Annotated in this window: 14 protein-coding genes; 6 read left to right on the top strand and 8 right to left on the bottom strand. The window is 56.4% G+C overall.

Going from position 1 to position 12,976, the window contains the following annotated elements; genetic code table 11:
• The first annotated feature begins 41 nt into the window (after positions 1-41).
• The 4 genes from gyrB to AC0V61_RS06365 all read left to right on the top strand — a co-directional run bounded on the left by gyrB (position 42) and on the right by AC0V61_RS06365 (position 5,541).
• Entirely contained in the window at positions 42-2,609 is a 2,568-nt protein-coding gene (gene gyrB, locus AC0V61_RS06380) for a DNA topoisomerase (ATP-hydrolyzing) subunit B (protein WP_486156433.1), read from the top strand.
• A 30-nt stretch (positions 2,610-2,639) separates the two neighbouring features.
• Positions 2,640-3,464, top strand: a complete 825-nt coding sequence (locus tag AC0V61_RS06375; RefSeq protein ID WP_486156432.1) for an FkbM family methyltransferase — start codon at positions 2,640-2,642, stop codon at positions 3,462-3,464.
• A 79-nt stretch (positions 3,465-3,543) separates the two neighbouring features.
• Complete coding sequence (locus AC0V61_RS06370; RefSeq protein ID WP_486156431.1) at positions 3,544-4,746, top strand: AI-2E family transporter; 1,203 nt, start codon at positions 3,544-3,546, stop codon at positions 4,744-4,746.
• A 3-nt stretch (positions 4,747-4,749) separates the two neighbouring features.
• Complete coding sequence (locus AC0V61_RS06365; RefSeq protein WP_486156430.1) at positions 4,750-5,541, top strand: M50 family metallopeptidase; 792 nt, start codon at positions 4,750-4,752, stop codon at positions 5,539-5,541.
• 6 nt (positions 5,542-5,547) lie between these two features.
• On the opposite strand, the gene AC0V61_RS06360 is transcribed toward AC0V61_RS06365, so the two are convergent.
• The 4 genes from AC0V61_RS06360 to AC0V61_RS06345 form a co-directional block, all read right to left on the bottom strand.
• The gene (locus AC0V61_RS06360) at positions 5,548-6,189 is read right to left on the bottom strand and encodes a hypothetical protein (RefSeq protein WP_486156429.1); all 642 of its coding nucleotides are present in this window, start codon (positions 6,187-6,189) and stop codon (positions 5,548-5,550) included.
• A 140-nt stretch (positions 6,190-6,329) separates the two neighbouring features.
• Positions 6,330-6,959 carry a lysophospholipid acyltransferase family protein gene (locus AC0V61_RS06355; RefSeq protein ID WP_486156428.1) on the bottom strand — a complete coding sequence of 210 codons (630 nt, stop codon included), beginning with the start codon at positions 6,957-6,959 and terminating at the stop codon, positions 6,330-6,332.
• 214 nt (positions 6,960-7,173) lie between these two features.
• Positions 7,174-7,548: a hypothetical protein gene (locus AC0V61_RS06350; protein ID WP_486156427.1), complete on the bottom strand. Its 375-nt coding sequence runs from the start codon at positions 7,546-7,548 to the stop codon at positions 7,174-7,176.
• Positions 7,549-7,552: 4 nt separating this feature from the next.
• Positions 7,553-9,160, bottom strand: coding sequence for a carboxyl transferase domain-containing protein (locus tag AC0V61_RS06345; RefSeq protein ID WP_486156426.1), 1,608 nt, complete (start codon positions 9,158-9,160; stop codon positions 7,553-7,555).
• Positions 9,161-9,225: 65 nt separating this feature from the next.
• On the opposite strand from AC0V61_RS06345, the gene AC0V61_RS06340 reads away from it, so the two are divergent.
• Positions 9,226-10,044 (top strand): hypothetical protein, encoded by an 819-nt coding sequence (locus AC0V61_RS06340; protein WP_486156425.1) that lies wholly within the window; start codon positions 9,226-9,228, stop codon positions 10,042-10,044.
• On the opposite strand, the gene AC0V61_RS06335 is transcribed toward AC0V61_RS06340, so the two are convergent.
• Genes AC0V61_RS06335 through AC0V61_RS06320 form a run of 4 tightly spaced genes read right to left on the bottom strand, consistent with a single transcriptional unit; the run spans position 10,041 to position 12,348 of the window.
• Positions 10,041-10,412 (bottom strand): hypothetical protein, encoded by a 372-nt coding sequence (locus AC0V61_RS06335; protein ID WP_486156424.1) that lies wholly within the window; start codon positions 10,410-10,412, stop codon positions 10,041-10,043. The genes AC0V61_RS06340 and AC0V61_RS06335 overlap by 4 nt on opposite strands.
• Positions 10,412-10,729 (bottom strand): DUF1330 domain-containing protein, encoded by a 318-nt coding sequence (locus AC0V61_RS06330; RefSeq protein ID WP_486156423.1) that lies wholly within the window; start codon positions 10,727-10,729, stop codon positions 10,412-10,414. Before AC0V61_RS06330 ends, AC0V61_RS06335 begins: the two co-directional genes overlap by 1 nt.
• Entirely contained in the window at positions 10,726-11,151 is a 426-nt protein-coding gene (locus AC0V61_RS06325) for a hypothetical protein (protein WP_486156422.1), read from the bottom strand. Before AC0V61_RS06325 ends, AC0V61_RS06330 begins: the two co-directional genes overlap by 4 nt.
• Positions 11,152-11,178: 27 nt before the next feature.
• Entirely contained in the window at positions 11,179-12,348 is a 1,170-nt protein-coding gene (locus AC0V61_RS06320; protein WP_486156421.1) for an isovaleryl-CoA dehydrogenase, read from the bottom strand.
• A 158-nt stretch (positions 12,349-12,506) separates the two neighbouring features.
• On the opposite strand from AC0V61_RS06320, the gene AC0V61_RS06315 reads away from it, so the two are divergent.
• Positions 12,507-12,965, top strand: a complete 459-nt coding sequence (locus tag AC0V61_RS06315) for a hypothetical protein (protein WP_486156420.1) — start codon at positions 12,507-12,509, stop codon at positions 12,963-12,965.
• The last annotated feature ends 11 nt before the right edge of the window (positions 12,966-12,976 follow it).

Here is a 12,976-nt window from a genome sequence, read left to right as displayed (position 1 = left end):
CGCAGCTTGGGTTTCGCGGTCTGAATGCCTATATATTTGGCATGGTAGAGAACTCATCAAACGAGCCGCAAGACACCTCAAAACCCGACAGCACTCCTGAAAAGCAAATGGGTGAGTATGGTGCTGATTCTATTAAGGTTCTCAAGGGCCTTGATGCGGTGCGCAAACGGCCGGGCATGTATATTGGCGACACTGATGATGGATCGGGTCTGCACCACATGGTGTTTGAGGTTTCAGACAACGCCATTGATGAGGCATTGGCGGGGCACTGCGACCTCGTTTTGATCGAATTGAACCCCGACGGCAGCGTCTCTGTTGAAGACAATGGCCGAGGCATCCCGGTGGGCATGCACAAGGAAGAGGGCGTTTCAGCGGCCGAAGTCATTATGACGCAGCTTCATGCGGGCGGTAAGTTTGAAAACACCTCCGACGACAACGCTTACAAGGTCTCGGGCGGTCTCCACGGTGTGGGTGTGTCGGTTGTGAACGCTTTGTCCGAATGGCTCGAGCTGATGATCTGGCGTGAGGGCAAAGAGCATTGGATGCGCTTTGAGCATGGCGATGCGGTGAACTCGCTTGAGGTAAAGGGGCCTGCGCCCAAGGTGGAGCAGAACCCGGACGAGAACGGCTTCAAAAAAGGCACGCGCGTCACGTTCCACCACTCGAACGACACCTTCAAAAACGTCACCGAATACGATTTTGAAAAGCTGGAGCACCGCTACCGCGAGCTTGCTTTCCTGAATTCGGGCGTTCGCATTCTACTGCGCGATAAACGCCACGAGGAAGTGATTGAGCATGACCTCTATTACGAGGGCGGGATTGCGGCCTTCGTCAGATATCTTGACCGCAACAAAGATGCGCTGATTTCTGAGCCGATCTCCGTTTCGGCGGAGAAGGACGGGATTGGCATTGATGTCGCTCTGGAATGGAACGACAGCTATTACGAAAACGTCCTCACCTTCACCAACAACATCCCTCAGCGCGATGGCGGCACGCACCTCGCTGCCTTCCGCGCGGCTCTGACCCGCACGCTAAACGGCTATGCCGACCGCGAGGGGCTGCTCAAGAAAGAGAAAGTCTCGCTGTCTGGCGAGGACATGCGCGAAGGGCTTACCGCGATCGTCAGCGTGAAGCTGCCCGATCCCAAATTCTCCTCGCAAACCAAGGATAAGCTGGTCTCCTCTGAGGTGCGTCAGCCTTTGGAATCGCTGATGGGCGAGAAGATGACCGAATGGCTGGAAGAAAATCCAGCTGATGCGCGCGCGATCATTCAAAAGATTATCGATGCTGCTGCCGCTCGCGAAGCCGCCAAGCGCGCCCGTGAGATGAGCCGTAAGGGCGCGATGAGCGTCGCCTCGCTTCCCGGCAAACTCTCCGACTGCCGTGAGCGTGATGCGACCAAAGCGGAAATCTTCCTGGTCGAGGGTGACTCGGCTGGTGGTTCAGCCAAAGGTGGGCGAGACAGCCAGTATCAGGCGATCCTCCCCCTTAAGGGTAAAATCCTCAACGTCGAACGCGCGCGATTTGACCGGATTATCTCTTCCAAAGAAGTCGGCACTCTCATCCAGGCGATGGGAACCGGTATTCGCGATGAATTCGACCTTGAGAAACTGCGCTATCACAAGATTGTGATCATGACCGACGCTGATGTCGACGGGGCGCACATCCGCACGCTTTTGCTCACCTTCTTCCACCGCCAGATGCCTGAGATCATCAAGGCCGGGCACCTCTACATCGCACAGCCGCCTTTGTTCAAAGTCGCTAAGGGTAAGAGCGAGGTTTACGTCAAAGACGAAGGGGCCCTTGACCGCTATTTGGTTGATGCAGGCCTCCAAGGGCGCATTCTGGAAACGTCGGGCGGCGCGCGTTCGGGCGAAGATTTGCGCAATCTTGTCGATGGGGCGCTGCGCCTGAAAAACATGCTCGCCTTTGTCCCGCGCCGGTATGACAGCGGCATCGTTGAGCAAATGGCGCTTTGCGGCGCTCTCGATCCTGCGCTTTCTGATGCGGAGCGCATGAAGGGCCTAGAGGCCACCGCTTCCCAGCTTGAGGCGGGCGACCAAGACGCGCGTTGGAGCGTTCGGATGCTGGAAAGCGGAACCGTACAATTTTCGCGACTGTGGCGCGGTGTTACCGATGTGCACGAAATCGAAGGCCGCTTCCTCACCAGCACCGAGGCGCACAAGCTCCACTCTATCGTCGCCGATCAGGCCGACGCTTACGAAAGCGCCGTTCGCCTCACCAAGGCAGGCGATGCGGCCGAGCCAGAGGCGGAAGCGCCAAGCGATGAAGATGGTGGCCAAGATGGCGACGAACCCGCGATTCTCGCCGAAGATGCAATCACCCGGCCCAGCCAATTGCTCGAAGCGGTGTTTGCAGCAGGGCGCAAAGGCCTCTCGATCAGCCGCTACAAAGGTCTTGGCGAGATGAACCCGGAACAGCTTTGGGAAACCACGCTTGACCCGGAAAACCGCGTGCTCTTGCAGGTCAAAGTCGAAGATGCTGACGTGACCGATGAGATCTTTACGCGCCTGATGGGCGATGTGGTTGAGCCTCGGCGCGAGTTTATTCAGGACAATGCCCTGAGCGTCGCAAATTTGGACGTCTGATCACGGTGGGCCCTCATTGAGACAGCCTCTATGAGAAAGCCATTCAACCTTGATAGGCTCAAGCCCATTCGCCGCAAAGGCAACCAAGCCCTGATCCGGGATGCTTGCCAGAACGCCTATCTTGGCAACCATACAACCCTTGCCCGTGCATTGGGCCGCTATAAGATTTATCTCGATACGCGCGACGTGGCGTTCACGCCCCACATCATCTGCGACGGATACTGGGAGATGGCCCACACGGAGGTTATGGCCCGGCTCGTCAAAGCGGGTATGAAAGCCATCGATCTGGGGGCAAACCTTGGATACTTCACCATGCTGATGTCAGACCGGGTCGGCGCGCAAGGAAGCGTCCACGCGTTTGAGCCAAACCCCCATATCGCAAAGCTGCTTCGCAATTCGGTCGAGATTAATGGCTTTGCACCTCGCACAACCGTTCACGAAATCGCGCTCAGCGACCAAACCGGCAAGCTCGATTTATACATCGATCCCTCGCGCCCGATGAACGCAACGCTAACCCCCATGCAAAATCATGAGAAGATCGAAGTGCCCACGGCTCGCTTTGATGATCTTGCCCCATTGGCCGACTGCGACTTTATCAAAATCGATGTCGAAGGCGCTGAACAAGGTGTTTGGGCTGGGATGGAAAAACGGCTCGCCAATCCGCGTCCGCTTACAATTATTTTAGAGTTCACGCCTGATCGATACGACGACGCGGGTGCTTTTATCGATCTGTTTGTGCACCAAGGCCTTACCCTTGGGACAATCCATCCGTGGCGCGGCGTCGTTCCGGTAAGCAAAGGTGAAATTCTCGCCAAGCCTGGCCATATAGACCAGCTCTTGGTGTTGCAGCGCTAGTCCGATAGACAACACCTTGGTCATATTGCGTCAAACCCGCTCTTGATGTTTAGCCCTTTTGCCCCGACATCGTGTAAATATGTCAAAAGCCGAACCCCACGACACCTCCACGCTTGAACACTGGAGCTTCTTGCTCATCCTGGCAGCGGTTTCGATCCTGCTTGTGTGGGTCTCATGGCCGTTTATCGGGCCGCTTATGTGGGCGACGCTTGCGGCGATCATGTTTCAGCCGCTCTACAAATGGTCCCTGATCAAAACACGCGGGCGCCGAAACTTCGCCGCAGCCCTGACGCTGTTGATCATCTTTGTAGCCGTGCTCTTACCGGCTCTATGGATCGGGTCGGTTGTCCTCAATGAAGCGATTAAGCTTGTAAATAGACTGCAGGCAGACCCCATTGATGTTGGCGCGTGGGTCAATGAAACGTACGCAGTGCTGCCGACCGAGGTGCAGAACTTTGCGGCTGAAAATGGTTTTTCCGACTTTTCAGCCATTCAGGACCGCCTTCAGGAGATTCTCGGCGAAAGCGCGGGGATTATTGCGAGCCAAGCGCTCACCATCGGAAGCGGTGCGCTCGGCTTCATTCTTAGCTTTTCGATTGGCCTTTATGTCCTTTTCTTCCTGTTGCGCGATGGTTCACGCATGGGGGAGACTATCCTTCACTCGGCCCCAATTGACCGCGAAATCGCCGATCGATTGGGAGAACGTTTCCTTGGCGTGGTGCGCGCAGTGATCAAGGGATCGGGCGTTGTTGGCATTGTGCAAGGGACCATCGGGGGCATTGTGTTGGCGATTGCGGGAGTGCCTTCTGCGCTCTTGCTCGGCGTGGTCATGGCCATTCTCGCTCTGATCCCAGCCGTCGGCACAGCTCTGGTTTGGGTTCCAGCTGGCATATGGCTGCTTATTGCAGGCGAGGTGTGGCAAGGTGTCTTTGTGCTCGGGGCAGGTTTCATCATCATCTCCAGCGTCGACAATGTGCTTCGCCCCATTTTGGTGGGCCGCGACACGGGGATACCCGACTGGATTATCTTGATCACGACCCTTGGTGGCATTTCGCTAGCTGGCTTTTCCGGCATCGTTCTGGGTCCGCTGGTGGCGGGCATGTTCTTAGCGAGTTGGTCCATCCTGCAAGAACAGCGTGCAGAGGATGAAGAGGCGGCGGCGAAGTATCGGATGCGCGTTGGCCCAGATGGCAAAGCGCGCACCGACGAGGAGATCGAGGCGATTGAGAGGCTGTCCGACACAAGTCTGGACCAAACTGACAAGCCGCAAGAGGCGGCGTAGGCCATGCGCTCTATGGTCAAACCAGGCAGTCAGGCGGAAGAGGTTGGGCGTTTGATCCTTGCAGGGTTTGTTGTACTTGCTTTGCCCGCGCTCCCCTTTGGTAATTACCTTGCCTATCCTTTCACGATCCTCACCACTTGGTTTCATGAGATGGGCCATGGGCTGACCGCGCTGGTTTTGGGGCAGAGTTTTGAGCGGCTTTTGATTTACGCTGATGGCTCTGGCCTTGCACAAAGTCATGTGGCCACCGACGCCTCCCCATTCTTACGCGCCGCAATTTCCGCAGGCGGCCCCCTGGCGCCCACTTTCATTGGTGCGGCGCTGATCGCTGCGAGCGCTCACCAAAAATTGTGGCGGCCCGTTCTTTGGGGCACCGCAATCGCGATTTTCGCATCGGTCATCCTCTATGTCCGGTCCACCGTGGGCTTTGCGGTGCTTCCGCTGATTGCGCTCACCTTGTCGATCGTCGCTTGGAAGGGATCGCCGGGGCTCAATCGCTTTACCTTGCAGTTTATCGGCCTTCTTGGAGCGATGAGCATGCTCAGTGATTATCGATATTTCTTCACGGAAAGCGTGACCATCGGCGGACAGACCATCCTTTCGGACACAGGGCAGATCGAAGCCGCCCTGTGGTTACCGCATTGGGTATGGGCGAGCCTCATTCTGCTGACGTCAGCTGCAATGGTGGGCGCTAGCCTCAAATACGCGCTCAATGAGAAACGCCGACTTTCCACAGGGACGAAACTTCCCGCCAATGTGCTGCAGTTCAAGCGGACATCTGACCACGACCGCTAAGCGCCCTCAAGAGGCGGCGATGCGGATCGTGTTGACGCCCTTGGCTTGCTCTCCGGCTTCTGCGGAAAGGCCGATAAAGATCGTGTCGATGATGCGGGCAAGCTTATCTTCGGTAAGCTTATCGCCCAACTGCACAATCGCATCGGGGATCATGTAAATGGAAAGCATCTGGTTGATGAGTGACAAGGCTTCGTCGATTTCGAGCCCTGCCAAATAGCCATCGGCCTGCGCCTCAACGATAATCTGGCAAAGGTAATGATCGGCAAGGTCCACGTAAGAGCGCACCTTCTCGAAATTGGCCGCTCCCATCTCACACACCATGGTGAAAAACTGAGGATCATCCCTGAACCGCTGACGCGAGATCACAAAGCGCTGACGGACGAATTCATAAAGCTTGCGGTTGGAGGGAAGGTCGCCTGCGACGACCTCTTCCATCACTTGCATGTGATCGGCGAGCCAAATCGAGGCAATCGCATCAATCAGGTCATCATAGTCCGCAAAGACCCACTCAAACCGGCTGCGCGAAAGGCCACTTTCGGTGTGGGCGACGTTAAAGCCGATTTCCGCGCCGCGCTCTCGAATAAGGTCGAGCACCATGGCGGCTATGCGCTTGCGCTCACTCTGACGGGTATCTTCGCTCAAAGGCATGGAAAAGGAAGGCCTCCTGAATTGGGGCCTAGATAGGGTGCGAATGGGCTGGCTTAAAGGCATATCTTCACAAAAATGGTGCGACGCGGCATTGCATTTATGAAAAGATCGAAGGCGGCGTTGGTTCCGCGCCTGCCTAGTTAGAATTCGTTCTTGCCGGAGATGATGTCTTTTGCCTGTTGTTCCAGCACTTTATACCGGTCGAGATCAGGTATTTTGGAGCGGAACCACTCAGCGATCTTGAGCAAATCTTCGCCATAATTGCCTGTTGGCATCATAGGCGGGCTAAACCCGATGGTGCGTTTGTCATTGTCGGCATAGGCAAGGACGATGGGGACGCCAGCGGCTTTGGCGATATTGTAAAAGCCTGATTTCCACTTGCCATCCGAATTGCGAGTACCTTCGCAAGCGATCACGAGGTTGAGTTCAGAGCGCGCATCATACTCGTCTTTCAGCTGCTGAATGGTGCCACCCGCCGCGCGCCGGTCGACAGAAATGCCGCCCATATCGAGCATGAAATTGCGCATGATCCCTTTAAAAAGCGTGTGCTTTCCCATGAAGTTGGGCTGCACCCTCTCTTCCTTGGTGGCCCCTGCGAAAAAGACGAAGTCCCAGTTCGAGGTATGCGGTGCGCCGGCGATGACGCACTTCTTCACGTCCTTGGGGAAGCGCTCTTCGATCCGCCAACCCATCCAACTGTAGAAGAACAGAATGATCCGGTTCACGGCGCGCGACAGCAGGCCGACATTACGGGTTTCGTTGTGTTTCAAACGCGGGTTTCCTCTCTCATCCGGGTGGGAGACTAGCAGTTACGCTGCGGAATGCGAGGGGGATTTAGTTGGGGCGGTTTGAGCGCGCTCCGCACCACCGTCATCCTGAACTTGTTTCAGGATCCATATCGCAATCGGGATCGGAGATGGTGGCTTAGATGGACCCTGAAACAAGTTCAGGGTGACGAAGGAGGCGACAGGACTTTATCGCTAATTAGCTATATTTGCCGGCCAACCACATCAGGGCATTTTTCGTGGGCAGAAATGCGACGGAACCAGCGGAAAGGCCAAGTTTCGAGAGGAATTCGTCCGAGCTGACTAGCAGAAGAGCCTCACAATAACGCCGCTTGGTCGAATTATCGCTGGGCGTCTTATCGCTGTAGCGCACACTCGCCAGACCTATTTTATCCGCAACCAAAGCGAGCCGTTCGGCGTCCTCTCGTCTGCCAACTTTCTCCATAAAGTCGCGCCGTGCTCGAATCCCAATCACTACCCAATGAATATGAGAAAGCTTGGATTTCTGATCCGCCGAACGATAGAAAAAGTAACCGACAGCAAGGAGTACAACGGCTATTGATCCTTCGATCATCCCATCACATCCTAAACACACCAAACGCCGGCCGATCCGCAATCGGAGCCTCCAGCGTCGCCGCAAAAGCAAGCCCCAGCACATCCCTCGTCTGCGCCGGATCAATCACCCCGTCATCCCATAGTCTAGCGGTGGCGTAGTAGGGGTTGCCTTCGTCTTCATACTTCTGGCGGATCGGGGCTTTGAACTCTTCCGCCTCTTCCTCGCTCCATTTGTCCGCGTCACGGTGGACGGTGGCTAGCACGGATGCGGCTTGCTCCCCGCCCATCACCGAAATGCGCGCATTGGGCCAGGTGAAGAGGAAGCGCGGGGAGTAGGCTCTGCCCGCCATGCCGTAATTGCCAGCGCCAAAGCTGCCGCCGATGACCACGGTGATCTTGGGCACGGTAGCGGTGGCAACAGCGGTTACGAGCTTTGCGCCGTGCTTGGCGATCCCTTCCGCCTCATATTTGCCGCCGACCATAAAGCCGCTGATATTTTGCAGGAATAGGAGCGGTATCCGGCGCTGGCACGCCAGCTCGATAAAGTGCGCGCCTTTCTGGGCGCTTTCGGGAAACAGCACGCCGTTATTGGCGATAATTCCGACCGGCATCCCCCAGATATGCGCAAAGCCGCAAACCAGCGTCGAGCCATAATGCGCTTTGAATTCGTGGAACTCGGAGCCGTCGACCAGCCGCGCGATCACCTCTTTCACATCGTAAGGCGCGCGCACATCGTCGGGCACAATCGCATAAAGATCGTCAGCATCAAACTTGGGCGGGCGCGGGTCTTTAAGCGCGATGTCCTTGGCAGCGCCTGTGTTCGCGCCCAGCTGCGAGACGATATCCCGCACAATGGTGAGCGCGTGTTCGTCATTCTCAGCGAGGTGATCGACCACGCCGGATTTCTTGGCGTGTAGGTCTCCGCCGCCAAGGTCCTCGGCGGTGATTTCCTCGCCCGTCGCTGCCTTCACCAGCGGAGGGCCTGCGAGGAAGATCGTGCCTTGATTGCGGACTATCACCGTCTCATCCGACATGGCAGGAACATAGGCCCCGCCAGCCGTGCAAGAGCCCATCACACAGGCAATCTGCGGAATGCCAAGGGCACTCATATTCGCCTGATTAAAGAAGATACGTCCAAAGTGATCGCGGTCGGGGAAGACCTCGGCTTGGTGCGGCAGGTTCGCCCCGCCGGAGTCCACCAGATAGATGCACGGTAGACGGTTCTCCATCGCGATCTCTTGCGCGCGAAGATGCTTCTTCACCGTGAGGGGATAGTACGTGCCGCCCTTCACCGTCGCGTCATTGCACACGATCATCACCTGACGACCTGAGACACGCCCAATGCCGCAGATGATGGAGGCCGCGTTTACATCGCCCTCATACATGCCGTTCGCTGCAAGCTGGCCGATCTCAAGGAAGGGCGAGCCCGGATCGAGCAGCCGCTCCACGCGTTCTCGTGGGAGCAATTTGCCCCGCGACACATGCCGCTCGCGGCTACGCTCAGGCCCACCAAGGGATGCCTTGGCAACGGCTTCGCGCAGGTCACTGGCGAGCGATTTGTTGTGCTCAGCGCGAGCCTTGGCTTCGGGCGCTTCGCCATCAAGCTTGGTGGTGAGAACAGGGGCAGTCATGGTTTCTCCTTGCGCTTGCCCTATCCTTGTCACAACAAAAGGCAAGGCGATAGGAGAGCCATCCCATGAACACCACAGTTCTGCGCAATTTTGCCTTCTTATTCTTGGTCTTCTCAAGCTTTCCAGCGAGGGCGGATGTCTCCGCACTTTATGAGACACAGTCTGCGGATGAGTACGAAACCAAGCTCGACTTTGCGATGACTATCGAAGTTAATGTCGCGGGTGACGCAAGGCTCCATATCACAGGCACCTCAGGGTACTTTCTCATCAAAGATGGAGAGCCCTATCGCATCTATCGCGGCATCGATGGGCCCTATGCTGAAAAGCTGAGCGATCTTGAGGAAGTGCTTGCCGTTGAAGGGCAAGCAGGAGGTATTTCCTTGGACGTTTTCGACACTTTCAGTTTTCAGGAGCTTGAGGAAACGGGCAAGACCGTTGTCGGGCAGTGGTCCGGCATAGGGTATGACTCTCCTCAACCAGAATATGAATGGGATGAAGAGCTCTACGGTCCCGAAGAAGAAGGGGCCGCTACCGATGAAAGTCAATCGCGCACGCCTGAGCTTGTTCTTTCAAAAGACACAGAACTTCGGCCAATCGGCGCGGCGTTTGGAACGCTGCTTAAGAGTGAATTTGGCACTTTAAGGGCGATGATGTTGCTCGAAGTGTTCGGGACCGTCGGGCTTTTTAACGAGGAAGTCCGGGAGCTCATTGCGCAAAGCACACCGATCAAACTCGGATCGCTGGAGTTGTCCAAGTTGTCCAATGTGGAGGTTGATCCGGAGCGCTTTGATCTGCCTGCCCGCGTACTCACACCGGGCGAAATCCACGCGCAAACCCAGCCCCTTGACTGGGCACCTGCGTTCGATCGCCAGCCAAAGGGTTAGCTCTTTAAATAGTCGACGCTTTTGCCGCCACGAAAGTGCTCGTAAGCAGCGAAAAAGACAAATGCGGCGAACAGGCTTTGAAGGGTAAGCGAGAAGGCGAAATCTTCAAAGCCGATGAGGTAGGTGTACCCGTTCACAAGAACGTTGGAGGCCATGATCGCCATGCCGAGCCATACCCCCCACCGCTCACGCGCCCAGATAAGAACAGCCGCCAGCGGGTCGAGGAAAGTGAGCGAGGTCCAGTAGATATTCCACGGGAGCGGCCTGAAATCATAGGGCAGCCAGCCGAGGTGGAAGATGTCGAGCGAATGGGTGATCGTCCCGATGACAAAACCCAAAGTCCAGATGATTTTGGCAATCGCTGGCATCAACTGCCAAGCGCAGCTTCGGGGTCGCGGCCCTCAACGATAATCGCTTCAGCCGTGCTGCCCGCATCGCGGAACTTGCCGATCTCTTGATACTCAGGCGAGGTGAGCCATGCGAAGAGCTTGGGTTTATCGGGGAATTCGATCAGCACACTGCGGGTGGCGTTCCATTCGCCAGCGACCACTTGCGGCTCCTCATCCACGCTCAGGAGCTTGCCTTCGAACTTTTTGAAGATGTCCATGAAGCGCTCTTCATATTTGTCGTATTCGGACCGATCATGGATGGTCATGCGGCTGATCATGTAAACGGGCGTGGTCATTCGCTGAGCATCCCTCGTTTTTTCAGCTCATGCTGACAAGCCGCTTGAATTGAGTCTTTACCTTCAACATCGGCCAATATCTGCTCTTCGCTTTGTCTCGAACAAGCTACGTCGGGGGCATACAGTCCGAGGTGGCACCAGTCGCAAAAATGGAAGCCGTCATCCCCATCTTGGCCGACCTGCTCTTGTTGAGGTTGCGCGGTCTCAATCTCGCGACCTGGCAAGAACCAGATGGCCTTTACAAGATAGCCCAAAGAAAGAAGAAGAATACCCAAGCCTATTCCAAGGTTCGCGACCAAAGCCCCCCACACCATTCCCTCAAAAGTTTCAGCACCAGCGGCGACAAAGACCGCTAACACCCCGACACCAATCAGCGCCCATCCGACTGCCGTCGCCTGCGATCCATCTGGTCTTTCGGTCATTTGCTAATTTCCTCCTTCCAAACTGGATTATCCCCCAGCCCCGATAAGCTCCCGCCCGATCAGCATCCGGCGGATCTCATTAGTCCCAGCACCAATATCCAGCAGCTTTGCATCGCGCATATAGCGTTCCACCGGCCAGTCAGTGGTGTAGCCTGCGCCTCCAAGAGCCTGCACTGCTTCGGCGGCAACCTTGAACGAGTTTTCACTCGCGTAAAGGATGGCTCCGGCGGCATCGAAGCGGGTGGTTTGGTTCGCATCGCACGCTTTGGCGACCGCATAGACATAGGCGCGCGCGGTCTGGAGCGCGACATACATATCGGCGATCTTGCCCTGCATCAGCTGGAACGAACCGATGGGTTTGCCGAACTGTTTGCGCTCGCGAACGTAAGGGATGACCGTGTCGAGGCAGGCTTGCATGATGCCGATCGAGAGCCCGGCGAGCACCACGCGCTCATAATCAAGGCCGCTCATCAGAACGCCTACGCCGCCGTTTAGCGGGCCCATGATGTTTTCCTCGGGCACCTCGCAATTGTCGAAGACGAGCTCTGCGGTAGGAGAGCCTCGCATGCCGACTTTTTCGATCTTCTGGCCGATGGAGAAACCGGGCATGCCCTTCTCGATCAGAAACGCGGTGATCCCGCGTGAGCCCGCTGTCCCATCCGTCTTGGCGTAGACCACAAGCGTGTCCGCCTCGGTCGCGTTGGTGATCCAGAATTTGGTGCCGTTGAGGATGTAGCCGCCCTGCACAGCGTCAGCCTTCAATTTCATCGAAACCACATCCGACCCCGCGCCCGCTTCCGACATAGCAAGCGAGCCCACATGCTCCCCGCTGATAAGCTTGGGAAGGTACTTCGCCTTTTGCTCAGGGTTGGCCCAGCGGCGGATTTGGTTGATGCAAAGGTTGGAGTGCGCGCCGTAGGACAGCGATAGAGAAGCGCTCGCCCGCGCGACTTCCTCAACCGCGATCACATGCTCGATATAGCCGAGGCCTAGCCCGCCGTCTTCCTCATCGACGGTAATCCCGTGCATGCCAAGGTCGCCCATGGCCTTCCACACTTCATCGCGCGGGAAGTGGTCTTCGCGGTCGATTTTGTCGCCCAGCGGCATGAGCTGCTCGTCTACAAACCGACCGACGCTCTCACGGATCATTTCGGCGCTTTCGCCAAGCTGGAAATCGAAATCAGGGGTCGCTCGCATGGTATCCCTCTTAGATACGAGTTTTCATTTGTTGCGCGCCTTAGCAATGTTTGTGTGGATGGCCAATCACGCTCGCGCTGTTGAAGCCATTGAATAGCGCAGAGCTTAGCTCAAAGAAACTTGGACATGGGCCAATTGCACTCTAGGCTGTCCTCATTATGAATTTTCTGAAGCATTCACGCCCATTATTCTCATTACTCGCAATCCCGCTCATGGCTGGATGTGCACAGGACAGTGGCGATGCCGAAAGCCCGCCTGATACTCAGGCCACACAGGAAGCAGACGAAAGTGAGAATGAAGCGCTTTTAGTGGCCGAAACCGCGTGGCTGAGCGTGGGTAGCGATGGTTCGGTGCAAACCACATTTCTTGACGCAGACGGGCTATATCGCGATTTTCGCAACGGCACGGCGGCTGATACTGGCAGCTGGGAGGCACGCGCCGATGGCTCATTGTGTCTCACTCCTGATACAAGGCGCGGTGATTGCTGGACCAACGGTAAGCTTGAAGACGATGGCTCAACCATCTTGACCAGCGCTGGTGGAAAACGGGTTGAGATCAAGCAAATCACCTACACCGCGCCGCCGCTTTTGGACGATGACACAGGTGAGAGCAGCTAAGCCAAGCTGAG

The sequence above is a fragment of the Erythrobacter sp. JB1-4 genome, from assembly GCF_057365025.1.
This window is presented reverse-complemented; position numbering and strand designations above follow the sequence as displayed.